Source organism: Streptomyces sp. NPDC048417, assembly GCF_040651615.1.
In the GTDB taxonomy this organism is placed as follows: Bacteria; Actinomycetota; Actinomycetes; order Streptomycetales; family Streptomycetaceae; genus Streptomyces.
Map to the genome: position 1 here is coordinate 49,668 of NZ_JBEZKI010000025.1, position 22,085 is coordinate 71,752.

Sequence of the window (22,085 nt, forward strand, 5' to 3'; positions counted from 1 at the left end):
GCCGGGTGGGCCAGGACCGCGTGGTTCGCCTCCCAGCCGTCCGGGCTGTGTTTGTCGGCCGTCTCCGGCGGTGTGCCGGACTCCGTCCGGCGGACGGAGTGGTGGGCGGGGTGTTCGTCAGGGCCGCCAGGCCACTCGGTGTTCGGCCAGGTGGGCCAGGACCGCGTGGTTGGCCTCCCAGCCGTCCGGGAATTTGACGAGCGTGCCCAGCTGGACCGGTTCTGTCGACGGGTAGTCGTCCAGGAGGTCGGTCACGCCGGCTCGGCAGATCACGATGCAGGCCTGGCGGTGCCGGGAGGCCAGGACGCACAGGCGGCCGGTCTCCAGGTGGAAGGCGGTGGCGTCGGGGCGGCCGGAGAGCGGGTGGAGGACGACCGTCACGTCGTACTCGCGGCCCTGGAGGCGATTCGCGGTGTCGACGGTGATGTCCGTCACGCCCAGCTCCGCCAGGGCCGCGCGGACCGCCGCCGCCTGGTCCCGGTGGGCCGTGCCGACGGCGATCCGGTCGGCGGTGAGGGGGGACGGGTCGGGTGAGCGTTCGGACAGAGCCGCTCCGCCCCGGTCGAGGAGTCGTCGTACCACCGTCGCCACCGCCCGGACCGCCTCCGGGTCGGTGCGCGGGGTGTGCCGGGCGGGCAGTTCCAGCAGGCCCCAGCCGGACTCCGCCGCTTCGTCGATCACCCGGTCGGGTCCGGAGCCGTCGGAGGCGACGGCGAAGGCCAGCCGGCGGTCACCGTGGTCGGTGCCGCTGCGGAACGGGGTGTACGGGTAGAACGCGCCCGAGACGAGCGGGGCGGCGGAGGCGGGCAGGCGCCAGGAGACCGGGAGCCGGTGCTGCGGGAGGCCCGGGTTGTGGGCGAGGAGGGTGGAGACGGCCGAGGCCGAGGGGTCGTACGACAGGCCCGCCCACTGATCGCTGCCCACCGTCGCGAACGGGTCCAGCTGGCCGGGGTCGCCCACGAACAGCGCCCGCTCGAACAGCCCGGCCACGGCGAGCAGCGAGTCCGAGCGCATCTGGTACGCCTCGTCGACGATCGCGTGCCGCCAGGGCTCGTCCACCGTGACATGCGCCCACTTCGCGGCGGTGGACAGCACCACCGGCGCCTCCCTGAGGTCGGCCGCCTTCGCCGACTTGCGGACGTTCGGCAGGTCGTCCAGCGCCTTGTCGTACGGGTCGGCGTCACTGCTGTGCAGCCGGCCGACCGGCAGCTCCGGGTTCTTCTCGGCGAGCCTGAGGACCAGGTCGTCGACCTGCGCGTTCGTCTGCGCGACCACCATCAGCGGGCGGCCCGCAGCGGCGAGTTCGAGGGCCGCGCGGACCACCAGCGTGGACTTTCCGGCACCCGGCGGGGAGTCCACGACCACGCCCCGGTCGGTGCCGTGCAGGGTGTCGTGGAGGATCGCGTCGGTGGCGCGGGTGGCGGCCGCACCCGGGTCGAAATCGACGTCGGCCGTCACAGCACGTCCTCCTCGGTCACCGTGTCGGCCGCCTCCGAGGCGGCCTCGCCCGGCGGGCCGCCGTGGGTCCACGGGGTCGCCTCCGGGTCGGGCAGCTTCGCCCCGCCGCGCTGCTCGTGTTCGAACAGGGTGAAGATGAGCCGGTCGCCCTTCTCCGGGACCGACCCGACCTCCGGCTCCTTGCCCCGGCCCATCTTGTCCAGGACCCGGAGCACCAGGACCCCCTCGGCCTCGTACCCGACGAACTCCACGGACTGCGGCTTGCCGCCCAGCGAGCGGTACGCCTTCGCGCGCTCCCCGAGATGCGGCCGGTCCTCCGTGCGCAGGGTCACCAGCGGGCGCGGGCTCGGCCGCTTGCCCTCGCTGTACGCCATGACGACATCGAGGACCTCACCCGCGAACGCCTCCCCGGTCAGCCGCCGCCCGGCCATCACCAGCGGGTCGTCCAGCGCCTCCTGGGCGTCCAGCCGGGCCTGTTCGCGCTCGCGGGTGGCCAGCTTGTTGGCGGCGGTGACCGCGTCGTCCCGGCGCGGCTGCGGCGGCTCACCGGCCAGCACCCGGTCCCGGTGGCCGGTGAACGACCAGCGGTCGCGGGTCCACCGCTCCTCGACCCGGGCACCCTCCGGCAGCCGGTGCAGCAGATCAAGGCCGCGCCAGACCGCGTCCCAGGTGGGCCGGGTCCGGCTGGCGACGAGGTCGCGGATCTCCTGCTCGGCGGCGGTGAGGATCGCCAGCCGGTCGTCGGCCTGGAGGCCGTCCTCGGCGGCGGCCAGGGCGGTACGGGCGCGGTCGTACCGCTCGAAGGCGGGGGCCAGCAGCTTGTTGTCGAACGCCGGGTCGGTGGCCGGACCGGCCGGCGGGCACAGCAACTGACCCTCGCCGTCCCGGGCCAGTTCGGCCACGCGCGCCGCCGTCGCGCCCGTGCTGCCGTCCGGAGGGCTGATCCAGGCGAGCAGCGCGCCCAGGTGCTGGTCCTCGACGCCGGACTGCCCGGTCGCCCAGTGCCGGGAGAGCAGGTCCGTCATGGCGAGGAGGAGGGAGGAGCCGGGGACGCGGGCGCGCTCGCCGAAGTGGGTGAGCCAGCGGCCGAGCAACGGCACCCGGGGCGGGGCCGGGTAGGGCGCCTCCGGGTCCTGCTCCGCCGTGCGCCGGAAACGCGTCGACCGCCCCAGCAGCCGTACGTACTCGATGCCCGTGCGGCCCGGGACGATCAACTGGGGTGCGTCCGCGCACAGTTCCACCTCGACCTTGACCCGCTTGCCGGTCTCCGGGTCGGTCTCGGTGCGCTCGGCCGCCTCGACCGAGCCGGCGTAGGAGTCCAGGTACGGCAGGACGACGTCGGCCAGCTCGGCGAGGAACGCGAACCGCAGATCGCGGTCGCGCGGCTGCGGTACGACCAGCAGGCGCGGAGCGTCCCGGTCGGTGCCGACCAGGGCGCCGAGCGGCGCACCCGCCTCACCCGAGGTGGTGAGCGGCACGAAGACGAGGGGGTGCCCGGACAGATGCCGGTGGCGGACGGTCGCGGCGGGCTGGGCGGTGCCCGTGCTCACGGCTTCGAGCCGGGCGAGGGTGGTGATCAGGGACACGCGGCCCCCTGGGCGCTCAGCGCTTCGGCGCGCAGGGCCGCCGCCCGGCGCAGGGCTGCCACCGCCGGGTCGTCCGGGTCGCCGCTCTCGCCGCGCGCCGCCGACAGCACGTCCTCGACGGTGGCCAGCCCGCCCAGCTCGGCCCGGACCGCGCGGCCGAGCGTGGTGACCTCGTCGGCCGCGCGGGAGCGCTGCCGGCAGTGGAAGGCCAGTTCGCAGGCGGACAGGCACTCGGGCGCGTAGGCCGCAGGGACCGCCTCGACGGCCGCCGTCAGCTGCTCGGCGGGCAGGCCCGGCGCGAAGCAGGTGCCCTCCGGGAGGGTGTCGGCGATGTCCTGGATGCGGGTGAGCCGGGCCAGCTGGCGGGCGGTGACCGCGCGCTGCTTGCGGACGTCGACGGCGGCGGCGGTGGGCAGGTTGGAGAAGTCCTTGGGGCAGACCAGCAGCACGTCGTGCCGCACCCGCGGGGCGGGGTCGAGCCGGGCCGCGACCTCCTCGAGGGCCAGTACGTACACCGCCGCCTGCCGGGCCGCCGCCCCCACCTTCGCCGGGTCCGCCGAACCGTCCAGCATCGGGAAGGACTTGATCTCCACGACCGTCCAGCTGCCGTCGGGGTGCACGACCACCGCGTCCGGCTCCAGGAACGCCGGCGAACCGGCCACCTGGAGGGCCAGCATCGGATGGTCCAGGAGAACCCAGCCGCCCGCCTCGCTGTCCCGCTCGCCGTCTCCCCCGCCGTCCGTGTCGCCTGGCGCGGCAGCCTCGCGCAGCGCCAGTGCCGTACGGGCCGTACGCCCCTCGGGGCCGATCGCGGACAGGTCGGGCACGGCCGCCCGCTCGGCCGGCTCGGCGCCCGGGTCGAGGTGTTTGCGCACCAGCCGCAGCAGCTCCGCCCCGCCGTCCGCCTTCACCTTCGCCTCGAAGGCGTTGCCCCGGGTCAGCGCGAACTGCGACTGGCCGAAGCCCGACGGTGCGCCGAGGGCGCTCGCCAGCGCGGTCTTGTCCACCCCGGCGCCGTCCAGGATCGCCCGCCTTCGGCAGCCCGGGTTCGCGGCGAGCGCCGCGAGGGCGCGCGCGTCGAGGGCCTTGGCGGGGACGTCGGGGCCGCGCAGCTCAGCGAGCTGGTGCCGGAGCGCCTTCCCCCGCGTCGGTGGGGGAGGCGTTCGGTTCGGCTCCGGAGGCGAGCCGGGACTCGCGCTGCGATGGAATGCGCTCACCCGCCGAAGTCTGGCATCCGCCACTGACAATCGGGGAAACTGCGCCGCCGGAGCGTGCTGCGACCAGTGAGGTGCCCCGGGTCACCCGGACCCGGACGAATTCCGCGGCCCGCGTCACATACGGCGTGAGCAGGTAGCCGACGCCCATCACGAACACGCCCGCGACCGCGTCCAGGAAGTAGTGGTTGGCGGTGCCCATGACCACGAGCGCGGTCAGCAACGGGTAGGCCACACCGAGCACCTTGGTCAGGCGGTTGCCGCCGTGCCGCCACAGCATGACCCCGCACCACAGCGCCCAGCCGCAGTGCAGGCTCGGCATCGCCGCGTACTGGTTGGTCATGCCGCCGAGACCGCGCGGGGCGCTGGCGTCGCCGCCCCACCAGCCGTACGAGCTGTACTGCGCCATCGTGTCGACGAAACCGTGGTTCGCGTCCAGCAGCCGGGGCGGGCAGGTGGGCAGCAGGGTGAAGCCGATCAGGCCGATGAACGTGGACGTCATCAGCCAGGTGCGGGCCCGCCGGTAGACCTCGGCGCGCTTGCGGAACAGGAACACCAGGATCAACGGGGTGACCAGGTAGTGCAGCGAGGCGTACCAGAAGTCGGCCGGTATGCCGAGCCACGCCTCGCGGGTGAACAGGCGGTTGAGCGGGTGCTCCGCGTTGAGGTGCAGGGCCTTCTCGATGCGCAGGATCGCCAGACCGTGGTCGACGGCGGTGGTGGTGTCCCCGCGCGCGAGCAGGCGGCCGGCCGAGTAGCAGCCGTACACCAGCAGGATCAGCGGCAACTCGGTCCACCAGCGCAGTCGGGTTGGCGCAGTCACCTCGGTGCCCGGTTTCTCGGTCTGCGGCATCCGACTGCCTCCCCCTTCTCGTCCCTGTCTGCGCGGCACCCGGCGGGCCGACCGTGACACTTTACGTTGCGCGCATTCCCGCCCATGCAGGGCGCTCAGCCCTCAAAGACGCGGAGACCGCCCGCCGGGTTGCCCGTTCCCGGCGGGTTCCCAGCGTGGGTGATGATGGAGGTGTCCCGCCTCCGAATTTCTCCCGAAAGGTTCTCCCTCCATGGCACCGCGCATCCTGCTGGCCCGGCACGGACAGACGGAGTGGTCGCTGTCCGGCAAGCACACCGGCAGGACCGACGTACCGCTCCTGGAGGAGGGCCGGCGGGGCGCCAAGCTGCTGGGCGAGCGTCTGCACCGGCCGCCGTACGACGGTCTCGCGGACGCCGAGATACGCACCAGCCCGCTGGCACGCGCGCGTGAGACGTGCGAACTCGCCGGGTTCGGCGAGCGGGCCGAGCGGTGGGACACGCTGATGGAGTGGGACTACGGGGCGTACGAGGGCCTGACCCCGGCGCAGATCCAGGCGGTCCGGCCGGGCTGGCTGATCTGGCGGGACGGGGTGCCCGGGGGCGAGTCCCTGGCGGAGATGACCGCGCGGGCGGACGAGACCGTCGCCTGGGCCCGGTCGGCCGATCGGGACGTACTGGTGTTCGCCCACGGGCACATCCTGCGGTCGATCGGGGCGCGGTGGCTCGGGCTGCCGCTGGACTTCGCGGCACGGATCCGCCTGAACCCGACATCGCTGTCGGTGCTCGGGTGGGCCTACGGGGAGCCCGCGATCGAGAGCTGGAACGACTCGGGGCACTTGGCGGGCTGACCGTGGGTGGGGCCGGGTTTCGCTTACCGGCGCAGGCTGGGTCGGCTGACAAGACGCCCGCGGCTACAGCGCCCCTTCAGGGGCGCGGGGCCGTGTCAATGTGCGGCTACCGCCGCGTGGGGGGCGACCAGCCCCCACGCACCCGCAGCCGCACGACCACCTGTGGACCCCCTCGGCCCTACACAACCCTCGGTGTCGACGCGTGCCGGTCCAGGAACTCCTGGACCCCACTCGCCCGCCGATGCGGCAGCAGCACCCGCGCCGTGCCCGCCAGCATCCCCTGGATCCGGGACGACTGGACCTGGCCCAGCAGGTCCAGGACCCGCAGCCCCGCCATCGCCGCCTCGTCGGGACGCCCCCCACGGGCGAGGTCGTCCGCGAGCTCGGCCGTGTACAGCGCGATGTTCCTCGTGAAGTGCGGATCCTGCAGCTCGGCGGCCCTGCGCGCATGCCGCGAGGCCCGCCGCCAGTCGCCCAGCGTGGACCAGCACTGCGCCTCCAGGCCCTCCAGCTCGGCCTCTCCGTAGAAGCTCATCCACTCGGGGTCGGCGTCCGAGTGGCCTCGCTCGAAGAGGGCCTGCGCCCGGACCAGGGCCTGCTCGCAGCCGGTGCGGTCGGCGAGCCCGGCCCAGCCGCCCGCCTCACGCAGCGCGAGCAGGGACATCAGGCGGGCCGAGCCCAGCGGCCGGCCGACCCGCTGTGCGGCCTGCGCCGCGCGCACCGCTTCCCGTGGCCGGCCCGCGTCCCGCGCGAGGAACGCCGTGTTGCAGAAGGCGTGCGCCTCCAGCCCCGGGTCCCCGGTCATCCGCGCCGTCGCCAGTGCCTCCGCGTAGTGCGAGCGGGCGTCGTCGAAGCGGCCGGAGTCGTGGGCCAGCCAGCCCACCGAGATGGCCAGTTCACCGGCGCCCGAGTGCAGGCGGTCGGCGGTCGTCTGCCGGGTCGCGCCGGCGTCCAGCAGCGCGTACGCCGCGCGCAGCGGAGCCGCCGCGCGCCGGTACAGTCCGTCCGCGCCGTGCCGGTCGTCGAGCAGGCGGATCCGGCGTACGGCCTCCTCCAGGGCGGCCGCGTGCGAGGATCCGGCACGGTGTAGCGGCCGGTCCGCCGCCATGGCGTCGATGGTGGACCCCAGGGGGCCCAGCGTGGCGGCGGCCACTGTGGCGCCTCCGCCGGTCATGAATAGGCGACGCAGCACGTCGCTCTCCTCGTAGTTGTCGTGCGTCTCGTACGTGTTCTGCGGGTGATGCGTGTCATGCGGTTGAAACCCGTCCGGCGGCTGAAATCCGTCCGGCGGGTCATACGGCTCGACGGCCTCTTGCGTCTCACCTCTCACGAGTGCGAGGGGCGTGTCCCCGGGCGGCCGTGCCCCGCGTCCGCGGACGGACGAGCGGGGCGCGAAGCCGAGGTCGGCGAGCGTACGACCGGGGAACATGTGCAGGAACACCCGTTCGTACGCGTAGTTCGGGCAGCGGATCTCACCCGCCTCGACCCGGCCGATGTAGCGCGCGTCACAGCTCACCCGCTCGCCGATCTCGCGGGCGGCACGCCGAACCAGCGCGGCGAACTCGGCCGGCGAGTGCCGGCCGCGCAGTTGCCGGAAGGCGAGGTTCGGCCGTACCGGCCGATCGGGCTGCGACGGGGTCGTGGTTGACGACGCCATGGCCGGGTCCTCTCGTGCGAACCGTCGAACCATGCCGGACTCGTGGTGAGTTGTCCGAGTGGACCCTTGATTCCGGCGGGCAAGAACGTACCTGCTGTGTCGGACTCGTGACGCTGGGTTTGGCTACAAACCGGATATCTCATGCACGATCTGCCATGAACTGCCATCCTTTGCGGCTGACTTCCGCCGTAGCCGTTGACGCGGTGGCGCGTTGGACGTCATGGACTGCAAGAGGGCTGCGCGGTGGAGGCCGGGATGGAGACCAGCCAGAGCAACGATCCTTGTACGCCGTCGACGACTTCGGCGGCAGACGATGCGGGGTGCGACCTCGTGACGGTGCCGGCCCGGCAGGGCCTGGAGGCGGTCGACATCCTGCGCCGGGGGGCCGGGGAGGCGGTGGGGCCCGTACTGCACGACGACGGGGGCGACACCCTCGGCTTCGTGGTGCCGGCCGGTACGGCGGCGGGCTGGGACGTCCCCGGCAGCACCTGTACCGGCACCGACGGGCGCGGGTTCCGGCTCAACCCCCAGCCGCCGGTCGAGGGCTCCGACTGGCTGCTGCCGCCGGGCGAGGCCGATCTCGCGACGGACCCGGCGGTGCTGCGCCGGGCGCTCGGGGAGGCGGCCAGGCTGATCAAGGCAGCGGACGGCTGCTGCTGAATTTCCGGTACGGCCGCCGCCTGCGAAAATGGTGGAATGGCCAAGTCCAGGAACTCGCGGCGCCGGTCGGCCGCCGCCGAGGCCGTTGTCGAGACCGTCGACGGCGGTCTCGCCCAGCTCATACCCGACCCCGAGCGCGGCCGTGCCTGGACCCTGCTCATCGACGGCGCCCCGCAGTCACACGTAGACCTGGACGATCCCGCGTACCTCTCCTTCGAGTACCAGCGCCGCCTTGGCCATGTGATCGACCTGGTCGCGCCGCCGGGCAGACCGGTGCAGGTGGTGCACCTCGGGGGCGGGGCGTTCACGCTGGCGCGGTACGTCGCGGCGACCCGGCCCCGGTCCACGCAGCAGATCGTCGAACGGGACGCGGCCCTCGTCCAACTGGTCCGGCGGGAGCTGCCGCTGGATCCGAACGCGCGGATACGGGTGCGGTCCGTGGACGCCCGGGAAGGGCTGGGCAAGGTGCCGGAGGGGTGGGCGGACCTGGTGATAGCGGATGTGTTCAGCGGGGCGCGCACGCCGGCGCACCTGACGTCCACGGAGTTCCTGGACGAGGTCCGCAGAGTCCTGCGGCCGGGAGGTGCCTACGCCGCGAACCTCGCGGACGGGCCGCCGCTCGCGCACCTCAGGGGGCAGATCGCCACGGCGGGGGCGCGGTTCGCGGAGGTCGCGGTGGTGGCGGACGCGGGGGTGTGGCGGGGCAAGCGGTTCGGCAACGCGGTGCTGGTCGCGGCCGATGTGCCGTTGCCCGTTGGTGAGCTGACTCGGCGTAGTGCTTCCGATCCGCACCCTGGGCGGGTCGAACACGGCCGGGGGCTGAGGGACTTCACCGGTGGTGCGGTTGCCGTGACCGACGAGGCGGCGGTGGCTTCGCCCGCTCCGCCGGCATCGGCTTTCCGCTGAGGCTGACGGCCGGCGCGGGCTGGGTGCGTACCTGCGGCGGTGGCCGCATGGTCGACACCGCGCGGGGACGGGGATGACCTCCGAGGCGTCGGCAGGCCAGGACCGCCCGGTGCGCGCGGGCTCCACCGTGCCCCACTCGCCCGGCTATTGGTCGAGCACGCGCCGGAGCAGCTTTTCGAAGGTGGTCAGCTGGGTGGGAGTGGCCGTGCCGATCGCGGTGAGAAGCCGGGCGGTGCCCTCGTTGAGCTGCTTGACGGTATCGGCGCCCGCGGTGGTGAGTGAGATGCGCTTGGCGCGAAGGTCGTCGGGGTCGGGTTCGACGGCGACGAGGTCGCGTTCGCGCAGTCGCTGCACCACGCCCGTGAGATTGGACGGGTCGCAGCCCATGCGCTGGGCCAGTTCACGGATGGAACCGGGCTGGGCTGCGGTTCCGAGAAGGATGGCCTGGGTCCGGGTGAGGCCGAGTTCGCCGGCGTGGGAGTCCATCTCGTGCGCGTAGGTCGCGACGAGCAGCCGCATCAGTTGCTGGACGGCCGCCAGCTGGGCGCTGGTGTCCTGTGCCTGCCTGGTTCCCATGGGTTGGCTGTCCTCACGTCCCCTTGCCGGTCGAAGAACCATGGTAACCGGGTGCCGGAAGGCGCAGAAGCATGGTTCCACTCGAGCAGGATTACATGAAGACATCATGCGTAGTCGGACCGTTTTGCATGAGGTCTTCATGTATGTAACCTACAGCCTCACAGAGCCCCGCGGTGCCTCGCGCCGCCATCTGAACGAGGAGGACCTGCCTTGCGCGCCATTTTCGTTACCGGTTTCGGATCACCCGACGTTCTTCGCGTCGAGGAGCGGCCCGTCCCCGAGCTGTCCCCGGGCGAGGTGCTCGTCGAGGTCAGGGCTGCCGGCGTCAATCTCATGGACAGCTACATGCGTCGCGGCCTGGTGGAAGGTGTCGTACCGCCGGTGCCGCTGGGAGTCGACGGCGCCGGGGTGGTCATCGCCGTCGGCGCCGACTCCACGGCCCGGATCGGCGACCGGGTCGCCTGGCAGTTCGTGCCGGGCAGCTACGCCGACATGGTGGCGGTCCCGCACGAGCGCCTCGTCCCGATTCCCGACGACGTGACCTTCGAGGCCGCCGCGGGTGGGCTGATGCAGGGGCTGACGGCACAGCACCTGTCCCACGACGCCGTTCCCGTTCCCAGCGGCACGGTGGCGCTGGTGCACTCCGCCGCCAGCGGTGTCGGCCGCATGCTGACGCAGTTGATCACCGCCCGCGGTGCGCGTGTGATCGCCACGGTCTCCCGCGCCCACAAGGCACGCTCGGCTGCGGAGGCGGGCGCCTGGAGGGTGCTGGTCCGTGACGAGACCGCGGACCTGGGTGCTGCCATCCGGGAGCTCACCGACGGTGAGGGCGTGGACTTCGCGTTCGACGGCACGGGCAGGAGCCTGTTCGACGTCAGCGTCTCGTCGCTGCGCCACAAGGGCGTCTTCGTCCACTACGGGCGCGCGGGGGGAGCCATTGAGCCGCTGGATCTGTGGGAGCAGCCCGACGGTGTCCACCTGGTCCACGTCCGGGGCGACGCCCCTCACGAGTCGACCCGCCAATGGCGGCAGCGTGCGTCCCAGGTGATGCGGTGGATCAGTGACGGCACACTCGATGTCCTGATCGACCGGACGTACCCCTTGGAGGACGCCGCCCAGGCGCACCGTGACCTGGAATCCCAGGAGACCGTCGGCAAGCTGCTGCTCATTCCGTGACCCCGCTGGGCAGCCACCCCGGGACCGCCGTTGCCCCCCCGACTGTGGTGTCCGTCCATTCACATGCATGAGGTATTCAAGTACTTTGCGTGAGGACCTCATGTATGTAGTCTGCGGTGGAAGTCGACATGTGATCGACGGCGAGCCGCTCCGCGCCACGACTGACCATCATGAGGAGAACCACGTGCATCCGCTGACTTCGGTAGGTCGGCCATGGCGATGATCGACGCCGTCGATCGTTATCTCGGGTCCGACCCGGGCGGTGAGCGCGTCCGGACGGCGACGAACGGGGCGATCGCTGTTCTGGCGGCGATCGGAGCCTCCGCGCTGCTCGATGCCCGCTTCCCCATGTTCGAAGTGGCCGCGTCGGCCCCAGGGGCCGGGGTCGTCGATCATCTCGCCTCGCTGCTCGTGCTGATCCTTGGCGCGTCGGTTGCGCTGACGGCGTCGTTCGTCGTGGGCGAGCGGACCGTGCGCGCGCGTGCGCTGACGACGCTGATCGCCTGCCTCGGCATGTGGGCCGGCCTGTCCCTGGCGATAGCCGTACACCCCCATCGGCTCGTCGGCCTGGTCCTGCTGGTCGCCGTTCCGGCCGTTGGCGCCTGGTTCCGACGCTACGGGGCACGTGCGTTCGCGACCGGGTTCCCGATCCACGTCGGCTATCTGATCGGTTTCCTCGCCGGCGGCCAGATCAGCGTCGACCAGCTCGCGTGGCCCGGCGCCGTCATCGGTGTGGCCGGCGCGGCGACCTTCGTCGTCGGTCTGGCGTTGTTGCCGGGCTACGCGCATGCGACCGCGCGGATGCAGCGCTCCTACCGCGCCCGTGCCCGCCGGGTTCTCGCTGTGACCGGCGCGTTGATGGACGCCCCCGTGCACACCCCCGCCGATCACCGGCTCGCGCGACGGCTGCGGCGACTGGTCGTACGTCTCAACGAGACCGCGCTGGTGCTCGACACCCAGTTGGCCACCACGTCGGCCGACGGCAACGACACGGCTGCCAGGGACCGACGCCGCTCACTGTTCGACCACGAGCGCGCCGTGGTCACCCTGGCGCGGCTCGCGCAGCGACATGCTCACCGTCAGCTGAGCGGTGCGGCACGGGCTGACGCCCGAGCGGTCGTCACCGCCGCGCGCGAGCTCGATCTCGCCGCTCTCGAAAAGGCCGCGTACCGTTTCCGGCGCTACCGGCCGGCCGACCCCGTGCCGGGCTCCGGGAGCCGTGAGGACCGCGGTATCGGCGCAGTCGGCGGGGCCGGGGGTGCCGGAGAGATCGCCGAGCGCTACCACGAGGCGGCCTGCGCGCTGGTGTCCGCCATCAGCAGCACCGACGGGGACCCTCATGCGCAGCAGGAACCCCGTCCCGCGGTGCACCTGATCGGCGGTTGGCTGCCGGGTTCGGGGATCGTGAACGCGACGGCATCGTCCAGTCAGGGCACAGCACGGGTGGACCGGATCTCGCTGACCGTGAGCACCCGGGTCTCGCTGCAGCTGGCCGTCGCGCTCGGGCTGGCGGTCTTCTTCGGCGACATGCTCAGTCCGTCGCATCTGCTGTGGGCTGTCGTCTCGGTGTACGTCACGTTCCTCGGTTCCTCCAGCGACCGCGAACAGCTGCGCAAGTCCGTGTTCCGCGTACTCGGCACGTTGGTCGGCGTGGTGGCCGGTGACGGCCTGGCCCGGCTGACCGGGACGCAGCCGGTGGCATCGATGGCCGTGGTCGTCGTGGCGGCGTTCCTGATGTCGTACTTCGGCAGGATCAACTACGCCCTCGTCGTCGGCGCGGCCACCCTGGGGGTCGCGCAGTTCTACGCGCAGGCCGGCGAACTGACCTCCTCGTTGCTGGCCACGCGTGTCGAGGAGACCGCTCTGGGGGCGGCGTGCGCGATCGTCGTCGGGCTGGTCGTTCTGCCGCTGCGCACGACACACGCGGCCCAGGTCGGTCTGGCCGGCTATCTGCGTGCGCTGGCGCAGGTACTCGACGGACTTCTCGCGCCCGACGGGCCGACCGCCGGGCACAGCGCGCGGACCGACACCCGCGTCCTCGACGCCGGTTTCCACGCCGCGACCGCGACGATCCGCCCGCTGGTCAGGACATTCCTCGGCACCGCCAACCACCGATGCCCGGAGACGCTACGGCTGGTGGACCTGTCCCACGAACTCGGTCGCACCATCGTGCACGACAGTTCGGTGCTGGCGCACCGCGGAAACGACCTGACGGAACTGGCCGGAATCACCCACCGGGCGGCATCGGCCGCCCGGGCTGTGGCGGACGACCTGGACGGCCATGAGGTCAGCCCGCCCGCCCCTTCCGGCACCGCCGCGCTGGAACCGGTGCGCCCCGGACGGCAGACGTCGGTCACCGGCAGCCTGCGCTCCGAGCTCGAGGACATCGAGGGCGTGCTCACCGAGCTGGCCCTGATGCGCGGGCTGGCGATCCCGGACGTCGCGGTGGCCGCGCCCGGGAACGGCCGCCCTCGAACCGGACGGGTCGCCGTCCCGACCCGGCCCGCCGGGAGGGCCGGTGCGCCAGTCCTCCAGCCGGTCACCGCCACGCCGAGCCTTTCCCGAAACGCCGCCACGGCGACCGTCAGCGGCGCGCTGCGCTGCCCGCTGCACCCCGACGGCTGCGAGGCATGGATCACCGTGGTGGCCGACCGGGGCAACCGCTGGACGCAGGCCAGGGCGGAGAACGGCCATTACCGGATCACCGGACTGCCGCCGGGCGGCTACACCCTGATCGCCTCCGCCGCACAGCACGCCCCCTATGCCGCATTCCTGTTCGTGGAGCGGGCCGGCCGAGAAATCAGCCGTGACATAGCACTGGACCCCGCCCGCTGACCGACGTTCGCGACAGACAGAAGACAGAGGTGCGTCCGGCGTGCCGACCGACTCCGGCACCTCACCGGAGATCGCCGTCGCCGCCCTCGCGTCACGGACGGGCGACCTGCGGGTGGGCTCCGGTGCCGTGCGCCGCGCATGACGAAGCACCGCCAGGTCGTTCAGTAGGTCTCGACCTGCACCTGCGGCGGCCCGTCGTGCCAGGTGCAGAACACCGACACCCGGTCCGTGCTTCTGCTGAACTCGATGCGGATCCAGGACTCCGTCTTCCACACCTGCATCGACCAGCCGGTCCCCGGGGTCGCCGACACCAGCGTCGCGCTGGTCCTGCCCAGGTCGAAGACCGCCCGGCCGCCGTCGGTGTCGTAGCCCTTGACCTCGCCGGTCGTGGCCGCGGACGGGGCCGGAGTGGGCGTCGGGGTGCGAGACGGCGTCGGAACGGGAGTCGCCGACGGTCGCGAGGAGACGGTCCGCGAGGGGCTCGGCGGGCGGGACGTCGAGGACGCCAGCGGCTTGGAGCCCTGCGTCGTCGGGTCGTCGTCCGTCGCCGTGATGGGCAGGGCGCGCGGCGGGTCGTAGGCCGTGCCCGCCATCACGGTGTGGACACCCCACCACGACAGCGTGACCGCCGCGCCCGTGGCGAGCAGCCAAGCCAGTACGTGTACGAGTCCTCTGCGCATCGCGGGCCATACTGCCTCAGGGGTACCGCCGTGCGCACTCGACCCGAGTTATCCACAGGCTCCGACCGGCGCCTGCCGCATGGCGTACGGTGCGGCGCATGGCAAGTGTGCTCGTGGTCGAGGACGACCAGTTCGTACGCTCGGCGCTGATCCGGCATCTCACCGACGCCTCGCACACCGTGCGCAGCGTCGGCACGGCGCTGGAGGCGCTGCGCGAGGTCGCCCATTTCCGTTTCGACGTGGTCGTCCTGGACCTCGGACTGCCGGACCTGGACGGCTCCGAGGCCCTGAAGATGCTGCGCGGGATCACCGACGTGCCAGTGATCATCGCCACCGCCCGGGACGACGAGACGGAGATCGTCCGGCTGCTCAACGCCGGCGCGGACGACTATCTGACCAAGCCGTTCTCCGTCGAGCACCTGTCGGCGCGGATGTCCGCCGTGCTGCGCCGGGCGCGGTCGGGCGGGGGCGAGGTGGCGCCGTCCAGCGTGCTGCGGGTCGGCGGGCTGACCGTCGATCCGCTGCGCCGGCAGGCCGAGTTGGACGGGGCACGGCTGGACCTGACCCGGCGCGAGTTCGATCTGCTGGCGTTTCTGGCCGGGCGGCCCGGGGTCGTCGTACCGCGCAAGGAGCTGCTGGCGGAGGTGTGGCAGCAGTCCTACGGGGACGACCAGACCATTGACGTGCATCTGTCGTGGCTGCGGCGGAAGTTGGGGGAGACGGCGGCCCGGCCGCGTTATCTGCACACACTTCGGGGGGTCGGTGTGAAGCTGGAGCCGCCGGGCGGGGAAGCGAGGCCGGTCGGATGAGATGGGCACTGGTCAAGGTCTGTCTGGCGGTCACCGCGATGGTCGTGGTCGCCTTCGCGATCCCGCTCGGCCTGGTCGTCAAGGAGATGGCCCGGGACCGCGCCTTCTCCAACGCCGAGCGGGAGGCGGCCGCCGTCGCCCCCGCCCTGTCCATCACCACCGACCGGGACAAGCTGGAGCGGGTGGTGGCCTCGGCCGGCGCCGACCGGGGCATGGCCGTGCACATACCCGCGTCCGGAGACGGCGCCGCCGTCGACATCGGCCGGCAGCGCGCCGCCGACCGGGACATCGCGACCGTCCGGAAGCTGGGGCGTGCCTCCACGACCGGGGTGGCGGGCGGCTCGACCCTGTTGCAGCCCGTGGCGCTCGGCTCCGGTGCCATCGCGGTCGTCGAGGTGTACGTCCCCGAGTCCGAGGTGACCAACGGCGTCTCCACGGCCTGGGCGGTGCTCGCCGCCGTCGGCCTGGCGCTGATCGTCGGCTCGGTCGCCGTCGCCGACCGGCTGGGCGTACGGATGGTGCAGCCGGCCCAGCGGCTGGTCGAGGGCGCGCACGAACTGGGGGAGGGCAAGCTGGGGTCGCGGGTGCCCGAGGAAGGACCGACCGAACTGCGGCTGGCGGCGGCGGCGTTCAACTCGATGGCCGATCAGGTCGTACAACTGCTGGCGAACGAGCGGGAGCTGGCCGCCGATCTGTCGCATCGGCTGCGGACCCCGCTCACCGTGCTGCGGCTCAACGCGGCCTCGCTCGGGGACGGGCCCGCCGCCGAGCAGACCCGGGCCGCGGTCGCCCAGCTGGAGCGGGAGGTCGACACCATCATCCGGACCGCCCGGGAGGCCAAGCCGCAGACGGCGGCCGCCGGGCCGGGCGCCGGGTGCGACGCGGCCGAGGTGGTGCGGGAGCGGATGGGGTTCTGGTCGGCGCTCGCGGAGGACGAGGGCCGCAAGTGGCGGGTGGCAGGCGTCGACCGGCCGGTACGCATACCCGTGGCCCGCGCCGATCTGGCCGCCGCGCTGGACGCGCTGCTCGGAAATGTGTTCCGGCACACCGCCGAGGGCACCGCCTTCGCGGTCGATGTGCACAACGCGGAGGACGCGGTGATCGTGCTGGTCTCGGACGCCGGGCAGGGCATCCGGGATCCCGAGGCGGCGATGGCCCGGGGGCGGGGTTCAGGGGCGACCGGGTCGACCGGGCTCGGCCTGGACATCGTGCGCCGGCTCGCCGAGACGACCGGCGGGGACGTGCGGATCGGCTCGTCGGTGCTCGGCGGTACCGAGGTGCGGATCTGGATCCAGCTGGACGGCGGGAAACCGGAGCGGAAGGGGCATCGGGGGTCGGTGCGCAGACGCCGTTCCCACCGGCAGCCGGGGGAGGCGGGCAGGAGGGGAGCCGGGGAGACCAAGAAAATTGGTCTCGACCTTTAATCGGTCCCGATCCCTTCCTTAAGCGCGCCCTAAGATCCCCAACGCCCGTCCCTATCAGGCCGTTTGTCCGATTCCCGGTCGCTAGCGTGCTGCCGCACCCCCCCAATCGGCAGGCGAAGGCAGGCACGCGCATGAGTACGCACCGGCGCAGCATCAGTGGCAGGAACAAGGCGATAGGCGGTCTGGTCGCCGCGGCCGTGGTCGGTGGCGGGGCGATCCTGTTCACCGGTATCGCGCAGGCGGCCGGGGCCGGCGCCGCGTACACCAAGACCAGCGACTGGTCGACCGGGTACAGCGCGCAGTACGTCGTCACGAACAACAGCGGTGCCACGGAGAAGGACTGGACGCTGGAGTTCGACCTGCCGGCCGGTGCGAAGCTCAGCTCGCTGTGGAACGCCGAGTCCACGGTCAGCGGGCAGCACGTCACCGTGAAGCCGGCGAAGTGGGACACGGACGGCCTCGCGGCCGACGAGTCGGTCACCGTCGGCTTCGTGGTCAACGGCAGCGGGGACCCGACCGGTTGCCGTATCGACAACGCGAGCTGTTCGGCGGACGGCACGGCGACCCCGGAGCCCAGCGGCCGCCCGACGGAGTCCACCACGCCGACCGCGACCCCGACAGCCACGACCCCGACGGCCACGGCCTCCGCCACCTCCACCCCCACCGCGACGGCCACCCCCACCGCGTCCCCCACCCAGAGCAGCGGTACCGGCACCACCGCCTCCGCCGGCTTCGCCCCGTACGTCGACACCTCCCTCTACCCGGCGTTCGACCTCCTCGCGGCGGCCGACGCGACCGGCGTGAAGAACTACAACCTCGCCTTCGTCACCGACGGCGGCGGCTGCACGCCCAAGTGGGGCGGGGTGACGGACCTGGCCAGTGACGGCGTGGCGTCCCAGATCGGCGCCCTGCGCGCCAAGGGCGGTGACGTCCGGGTCTCCTTCGGCGGCGCCTCCGGCTCGGAACTCGCGACCACCTGCTCCTCGGCGGACGCGCTGGCGGCGGCGTACGGCAAGGCCGTGGACGCCTACAACCTGACCAAGGTCGACTTCGACGTGGAGGGCGGCGCGCTGCCCAACACCACGGCGAACACCAACCGCGCGAAGGCCATCGCCAAGCTCCAGGCGAGCCACCCGAACCTGGACGTCTCCTTCACCCTCCCGGTCATGCCGGAGGGCCTCACCCAGGACGGCGTGAACCTGCTGTCCGACGCCAAGGCCAACGGCGTGAAGATCGGCACCGTCAACATCATGGCGATGGACTACGGCCCCGCGTACAACGGCGACATGGGCACCTACGCCACCCAGGCCGCCACCGCCACCCAGGCCCAGGTCAAGAGCGTCCTCGGCCTCTCCGACTCCGCCGCCTGGAAGACGGTCGCCGTCACCCCGATGATCGGCGTCAACGACGTCTCCGTCGAGGTCTTCAAGGTGGACGACGCCACCCAGCTCGTCGACTTCGCCAAGTCCAAGGGCCTCGGCGGGCTGTCGATGTGGTCGGCCACCCGCGACCAGCAGTGCGCCGGCGGCACCAAGCCCACCGCCGACGCCACGTGCAGCTCGATCGCCCAGGACAAGTACGCCTTCTCGAAGGCATTCGCGACGATCGGCTGACGCGACGGGGACCGGGACCGCGACCGCGACTGCGACCGCAGCCGCGACCGAGACAGCGACCGCAGCCGCGACCGAGACAGCGACCGCAGCCGCGACCGCGATCAGCGACCGTGACACACCTGCGGTCCGGGCCGTTCGAACCGGCCCGGACCGCAGGTGCCCGCCGCACCATCCGCCGCACCGTCGGCCGCACCGCTGGAGGATCCCCGGCCCGCCGAAGTTCCCGTACCCGTCGTGGTGGCGGAACCCGCAGATCACTGACTGAGCGGCCCCTGCGTGACGGGCGCGGCACTCCCCTCCGGGTGCCGCGCCCCGTTTTCTCGTGTCAGGCCGCAGGCCGGGCCGGCGGCAGCGTCCCCGTGCGGGCCGCCTCCGCGTACCAGTGGGCGCTCGACTTCGGGGTGCGGGCGAGGGTCGCGTAGTCGACGTACACCGCCCCGAACCTCTTGCCGTAGCCGTACGCCCACTCGAAGTTGTCCATCAGGGACCACAGGTAGTAGCCCCGCACGTCCGCGCCGTCGGTGATCGCGCGGCGCACCGCCGAGAGGTGGCCGTGCAGATAGGCGATGCGCTCCGGGTCGTGGACCCGGCCGTCCGGGTCGGGCTTGTCGTCGTAGGCCGCGCCGTTCTCGGTGATGTAGAGGGGCAGGCCGGGGGCCTCGGCGGTGTACCGCATGATCAGGTCGTGCAGGCCGGTCGGGTCGATCGTCCAGCCCATCTCGGTGCGCTCGCCGGGGGTCTGGTGGAAGGCGATGTCGTCGGCGCCCGGCCAGGGGGAGTGGGCGCTCGCGCCGTGGCCGTCCGACCGCGGTCCGGTCACCGCGTCGGCCGCCGCCGACACCAGGGCGGGCGTGTAGTAGTTCAGCCCGAGGGCGTCCAGCGGCTGCTGGATGGCGGCGAGGTCGCCGTCCAGGACGTACGACCAGTCGGTCACCGACGCCGTCGCCGCGAACAGCGACTGGGGGTACGCGCCGTGCAGGATCGGGCCGTGGAAGACGCCGTTGGCCAGGTCGTCGATGGTCCGGACCGCCGCCAGGTCGGCCGGGTCCTGCGAAAGCGGCCGTACGACGGCGGAGTTGAGGCTGATCGCGATCTGGTTGCGGGCCGGCATCGCCGTGCGCAGCGCCGAAGTGGCGAGGCCGTGCGCGAGGTTGAGGTGGTGCGCGGCGCGCAGGGTGGCCGTCGGGTCGGTACGGCCGGGGGCGTGCACCCCGGAGCCGTAGCCCAGAAAGGCGCTGCACCAGGGCTCGTTGAGGGTGATCCACTGCTCGACGCGGTCGCCGAGCGCCGCGCCGAGGATCTGGGCGTACTCGGCGAACCGGTACGCCGTGTCCCGCTCCGGCCAGCCGCCCGCGTCCTCCAGCTCCTGCGGCAGGTCCCAGTGGTAGAGGGTGACGGCGGGCTTGATGCCCTTGGCCAGCAGCTCGTCGACCAGCCGGCGGTAGAAGTCCAGGCCGACCTGGACCGCCGGGCCGCGTCCGGTCGGCTGGACGCGCGACCAGGAGACCGAGAACCGGTAGGAGTTCAGGCCGAGGTCAGCCATCAGCGCCACGTCGTCGCGGTAGCGGTGGTAGTGGTCGACAGCGATGTCACCGGTCTCGCCGCCGGCCGTCTTGCCCGGCGTATGACTGAAGGTGTCCCAGATCGAGGGGGTGCGGCCGTCCTCCCGCACCGCCCCCTCGATCTGGTACGCGGAGGTCGCGGCGCCCCAGAGGAAGGCGGGAGGAAAGGTCACGGAAGTCATGGGTTCAGGCATGGAAGCGCTCCCATAGGAGGTCGTGGAGACCGACGGGTAGATGAAGGGACAGAGGGAGGGGCGGCGGGGGCGGGAGGGGCAGAGGGATGGGAAGGGCGGAGGGGCCGGGACGGCGGTGACCCGGCCCCCGTCGTTCCGCGGGCGGTCAGCCCTTCACCGCGCCCTGCATGATGCCGCCCACGATCTGCTTGCCGAAGATCGCGAAGACGAGCAGCAGCGGCAGCGTGCCCAGCAGCGCGCCCGCCATGATCAGGGACTGGTCGGGGGTGTAACCGCGGCCCAGGCCCGCCAGGGCGACCTGCACGGTCGGGTTGCCGGTCTGCGTCAGGACCAGGAACGGCCACAGGAAGTCGTTCCAGGCCTGGACGAACATCAGCATGCCGAGCACCGCCATGGCCGGCCGCGCCGCCGGGAACACGACGTGCCACACCACCCGCCAGCTGCTCGCGCCGTCCACTCTGGCCGCCTCGATCAGCTCGTCCGGCAGTGCCTGGATGAGGTACTGCCGCATGAAGAACACGCCGAACGCACTCACCAGCGACGGGAAGATGACCGCCTGCAGCTGGTCCGCCCAGTTCAGCTTGGCGACCATCATGTAGAGCGGGATGATGCTGAGCTGCGGCGGCACCATCATCGTGCCGATCACCATCAGCATCAGGATGTTGCGGCCCCGGAAGCGCAACTTGGCGAAGGCGAACCCGGCGATCGTCGACAGCGCGACGATGGTCACCGCGGAAGTCCCGGCCACGATCGTGGTGTTGAGGAACGCCTTGCCGAGATTGGCCTCGCTCCAGGCGATGTCGAGGTTGTGGAAGAGGTTCCCGCCGAACCAGAACGGCGGCGGGGTCTCGGCCAGCCGGTTGTTGTTCCGGGAGGCGGCGATCGCCGTCCACACCAGCGGGAACAGCGAGCCGATGGAGAACAGCACGAGGACCGTGTAGGCGATCGGGCCCGCGTGCATGGTGCCGCCCGCACGCGCGGACTTCGAGCGCCGCACGCGCTTGGGTTCGGCGTCGGACGGGGTGGTGGTCAGGGTTGTCGTCGTCACGGCCGGTCTCCTAACTACTGGCGCGCAGCCGGCGCGAGATGACGTAGTTGACGAGCCCGATCACGATGAGGATCAGGAACATCGTCCAGGCGATGGCGGAGGCACGGCCCAGGTGCTGGTTCACCCAGCCCTGCTCGTACAGGTACAGGCCGAGCGTCTGGAACTGGTGCTCCGCGCCGCCCGACGCCCCCTTGTTGGCGTCGAAGATCAGCGGCTCGCCGAACACCTGGCTCGCCCCGATGGTGGACACGACACAGGTGAACAGGATCGTCGGCCGCAGCTGCGGCAGCGTCACATGGAAGAACTGCTGCCAGCGCGAGGCACCGTCCAGGGCCGCCGACTCGTACAGGTCCTGCGGGATCGCCTGCATCGCGGCCAGGTAGATCAGCGCGTTGTAGCCGGTCCAGCGCCAGATCACGATCGTCGACACCGCTATCTGGGACGGCCACTTGTCGTTCTGCCAGTCGATGTGGCCGACGCCGAAGAAGTGCAGCGCCCAGTTGATCATGCCGTAGTCGCGGCCGAACAGCAGCACGAAGACCAGCGAGGCGGCCGCGATCGACGTGGCGTACGGCGCCAGCATCACGACCCGGTAGAAGATCGAGGCGCGCAGCCGGTAGTTGAGGATGTGGGCGAGCCCCATCGCCATCAGCAGCTGCGGAACCGTCGAGATGATCCCGATGGTCAGGGTGTTCCGGGCCGCGTTCCAGAAGAAGTCGTCGCCGAAGATCCGGGTGTAGTTGTGCAGCCCGGCCCACTGCATGTCGGTGGGCGCGGTCAGCTCCACCGTGTGCAGGGAGGCCCAGCCCGTGTAGATGAGCGGGAAGAGCCCGAAGGCGACGAAGAGCAGGAAGAACGGCGAGATGAAGCCGTACGGGCTCCACTTGATGTCCCGCTGCCAGCGGCGCGAGAGACGGGTGCGGCGCCGCAGCTCCGCCTCCGTGGGAGCGGCGGGCGGGTGGACCGGGGCCGCGCCCCCCTCCTTCGCGAGGGGGGCGGCGGTGTCGTGCCGGGTGGCCATGGCGG

Annotated in this window: 18 protein-coding genes; 8 read left to right on the plus strand and 10 right to left on the minus strand. The window is 72.2% G+C overall.

Features of this window, described 5'->3' with window-relative positions; translation table 11 throughout:
• Positions 1–117: 117 nt before the first annotated feature.
• The 4 genes from AB0D59_RS34305 to AB0D59_RS34320 are packed head-to-tail and all read right to left on the minus strand — an operon-like array spanning position 118 to position 5,111.
• Complete coding sequence (locus tag AB0D59_RS34305; protein WP_362574059.1) at positions 118–1,458, minus strand: AAA family ATPase; 1,341 nt, start codon at positions 1,456–1,458, stop codon at positions 118–120.
• Complete coding sequence (locus AB0D59_RS34310) at positions 1,455–3,044, minus strand: hypothetical protein (protein WP_362574062.1); 1,590 nt, start codon at positions 3,042–3,044, stop codon at positions 1,455–1,457. The genes AB0D59_RS34305 and AB0D59_RS34310 overlap by 4 nt, the downstream gene beginning before the upstream one ends.
• Positions 3,035–4,261 (minus strand): hypothetical protein, encoded by a 1,227-nt coding sequence (locus tag AB0D59_RS34315; RefSeq protein WP_362574065.1) that lies wholly within the window; start codon positions 4,259–4,261, stop codon positions 3,035–3,037. The genes AB0D59_RS34310 and AB0D59_RS34315 overlap by 10 nt, the downstream gene beginning before the upstream one ends.
• Entirely contained in the window at positions 4,158–5,111 is a 954-nt protein-coding gene (locus AB0D59_RS34320) for a phosphatase PAP2 family protein (RefSeq protein WP_362574068.1), read from the minus strand. Before AB0D59_RS34320 ends, AB0D59_RS34315 begins: the two co-directional genes overlap by 104 nt.
• 211 nt (positions 5,112–5,322) lie before the next feature.
• Here AB0D59_RS34320 and AB0D59_RS34325 point away from each other — a divergent pair, with 211 nt between their 5' ends.
• A complete protein-coding gene (locus AB0D59_RS34325; RefSeq protein WP_362574071.1) occupies positions 5,323–5,919 on the plus strand; it encodes a histidine phosphatase family protein in 597 nt (198 codons plus the stop codon).
• A 178-nt stretch (positions 5,920–6,097) separates the two neighbouring features.
• Here AB0D59_RS34325 and AB0D59_RS34330 read toward each other — a convergent pair whose 3' ends face one another.
• Positions 6,098–7,576 (minus strand): hypothetical protein, encoded by a 1,479-nt coding sequence (locus AB0D59_RS34330; protein ID WP_362574074.1) that lies wholly within the window; start codon positions 7,574–7,576, stop codon positions 6,098–6,100.
• 255 nt (positions 7,577–7,831) lie between these two features.
• Here AB0D59_RS34330 and AB0D59_RS34335 point away from each other — a divergent pair, with 255 nt between their 5' ends.
• Together AB0D59_RS34335 and AB0D59_RS34340 are read left to right on the plus strand one after the other, a co-directional pair.
• A complete protein-coding gene (locus tag AB0D59_RS34335; RefSeq protein ID WP_362574077.1) occupies positions 7,832–8,236 on the plus strand; it encodes a hypothetical protein in 405 nt (134 codons plus the stop codon).
• 36 nt (positions 8,237–8,272) lie between these two features.
• Positions 8,273–9,142 (plus strand): fused MFS/spermidine synthase, encoded by an 870-nt coding sequence (locus tag AB0D59_RS34340; protein WP_362574080.1) that lies wholly within the window; start codon positions 8,273–8,275, stop codon positions 9,140–9,142.
• Between the two features lie 144 nt (positions 9,143–9,286).
• On the opposite strand, the gene AB0D59_RS34345 is transcribed toward AB0D59_RS34340, so the two are convergent.
• Positions 9,287–9,718 carry a MarR family transcriptional regulator gene (locus tag AB0D59_RS34345; RefSeq protein ID WP_362574084.1) on the minus strand — a complete coding sequence of 144 codons (432 nt, stop codon included), beginning with the start codon at positions 9,716–9,718 and terminating at the stop codon, positions 9,287–9,289.
• Between the two features lie 210 nt (positions 9,719–9,928).
• Between AB0D59_RS34345 and AB0D59_RS34350 the strand changes: the two genes are divergently transcribed.
• The gene (locus AB0D59_RS34350; protein ID WP_362574087.1) at positions 9,929–10,894 is read left to right on the plus strand and encodes a quinone oxidoreductase; all 966 of its coding nucleotides are present in this window, start codon (positions 9,929–9,931) and stop codon (positions 10,892–10,894) included.
• Between the two features lie 213 nt (positions 10,895–11,107).
• Positions 11,108–13,729 carry an FUSC family protein gene (locus AB0D59_RS34355; protein ID WP_362574090.1) on the plus strand — a complete coding sequence of 874 codons (2,622 nt, stop codon included), beginning with the start codon at positions 11,108–11,110 and terminating at the stop codon, positions 13,727–13,729.
• 161 nt (positions 13,730–13,890) lie between these two features.
• On the opposite strand, the gene AB0D59_RS34360 is transcribed toward AB0D59_RS34355, so the two are convergent.
• The gene (locus AB0D59_RS34360; RefSeq protein ID WP_362574093.1) at positions 13,891–14,409 is read right to left on the minus strand and encodes a hypothetical protein; all 519 of its coding nucleotides are present in this window, start codon (positions 14,407–14,409) and stop codon (positions 13,891–13,893) included.
• Positions 14,410–14,507: 98 nt separating this feature from the next.
• On the opposite strand from AB0D59_RS34360, the gene AB0D59_RS34365 reads away from it, so the two are divergent.
• From AB0D59_RS34365 to AB0D59_RS34375, 3 genes are all read left to right on the plus strand, one after another.
• Positions 14,508–15,218, plus strand: a complete 711-nt coding sequence (locus AB0D59_RS34365; RefSeq protein ID WP_362574096.1) for a response regulator transcription factor — start codon at positions 14,508–14,510, stop codon at positions 15,216–15,218.
• The gene (locus tag AB0D59_RS34370; protein ID WP_362574099.1) at positions 15,215–16,642 is read left to right on the plus strand and encodes a HAMP domain-containing sensor histidine kinase; all 1,428 of its coding nucleotides are present in this window, start codon (positions 15,215–15,217) and stop codon (positions 16,640–16,642) included. The genes AB0D59_RS34365 and AB0D59_RS34370 overlap by 4 nt, the downstream gene beginning before the upstream one ends.
• A 131-nt stretch (positions 16,643–16,773) precedes the next feature.
• Positions 16,774–18,255 carry a cellulose binding domain-containing protein gene (locus AB0D59_RS34375; RefSeq protein WP_362574102.1) on the plus strand — a complete coding sequence of 494 codons (1,482 nt, stop codon included), beginning with the start codon at positions 16,774–16,776 and terminating at the stop codon, positions 18,253–18,255.
• A 325-nt stretch (positions 18,256–18,580) separates the two neighbouring features.
• On the opposite strand, the gene AB0D59_RS34380 is transcribed toward AB0D59_RS34375, so the two are convergent.
• The 3 genes from AB0D59_RS34380 to AB0D59_RS34390 form a co-directional block, all read right to left on the minus strand.
• Positions 18,581–19,999, minus strand: coding sequence for a GH1 family beta-glucosidase (locus tag AB0D59_RS34380; protein ID WP_362574105.1), 1,419 nt, complete (start codon positions 19,997–19,999; stop codon positions 18,581–18,583).
• A gap of 157 nt (positions 20,000–20,156) precedes the next feature.
• The gene (locus AB0D59_RS34385; protein ID WP_362574108.1) at positions 20,157–21,059 is read right to left on the minus strand and encodes a carbohydrate ABC transporter permease; all 903 of its coding nucleotides are present in this window, start codon (positions 21,057–21,059) and stop codon (positions 20,157–20,159) included.
• Positions 21,060–21,069: 10 nt separating this feature from the next.
• Positions 21,070–22,080, minus strand: coding sequence for a sugar ABC transporter permease (locus AB0D59_RS34390; RefSeq protein ID WP_362574337.1), 1,011 nt, complete (start codon positions 22,078–22,080; stop codon positions 21,070–21,072).
• Positions 22,081–22,085: the final 5 nt, after the last annotated feature.

Coding starts and splice junctions, on each gene's coding strand:
- AB0D59_RS34320 (WP_362574068.1), bottom strand. CDS start 5,111: ATGCCGCAGACCGAGAAACCGGGCACCGAGGTGACTGCGCCAACCCGA.
- AB0D59_RS34340 (WP_362574080.1), top strand. CDS start 8,273: ATGGCCAAGTCCAGGAACTCGCGGCGCCGGTCGGCCGCCGCCGAGGCC.
- AB0D59_RS34355 (WP_362574090.1), top strand. CDS start 11,108: ATGGCGATGATCGACGCCGTCGATCGTTATCTCGGGTCCGACCCGGGC.
- AB0D59_RS34380 (WP_362574105.1), bottom strand. CDS start 19,999: ATGACTTCCGTGACCTTTCCTCCCGCCTTCCTCTGGGGCGCCGCGACC.
- AB0D59_RS34370 (WP_362574099.1), top strand. CDS start 15,215: ATGAGATGGGCACTGGTCAAGGTCTGTCTGGCGGTCACCGCGATGGTC.
- AB0D59_RS34345 (WP_362574084.1), bottom strand. CDS start 9,718: ATGGGAACCAGGCAGGCACAGGACACCAGCGCCCAGCTGGCGGCCGTC.
- AB0D59_RS34390 (WP_362574337.1), bottom strand. CDS start 22,080: ATGGCCACCCGGCACGACACCGCCGCCCCCCTCGCGAAGGAGGGGGGC.
- AB0D59_RS34335 (WP_362574077.1), top strand. CDS start 7,832: ATGGAGACCAGCCAGAGCAACGATCCTTGTACGCCGTCGACGACTTCG.
- AB0D59_RS34360 (WP_362574093.1), bottom strand. CDS start 14,409: ATGCGCAGAGGACTCGTACACGTACTGGCTTGGCTGCTCGCCACGGGC.
- AB0D59_RS34325 (WP_362574071.1), top strand. CDS start 5,323: ATGGCACCGCGCATCCTGCTGGCCCGGCACGGACAGACGGAGTGGTCG.
- AB0D59_RS34365 (WP_362574096.1), top strand. CDS start 14,508: ATGGCAAGTGTGCTCGTGGTCGAGGACGACCAGTTCGTACGCTCGGCG.
- AB0D59_RS34330 (WP_362574074.1), bottom strand. CDS start 7,576: ATGGCGTCGTCAACCACGACCCCGTCGCAGCCCGATCGGCCGGTACGG.
- AB0D59_RS34375 (WP_362574102.1), top strand. CDS start 16,774: ATGAGTACGCACCGGCGCAGCATCAGTGGCAGGAACAAGGCGATAGGC.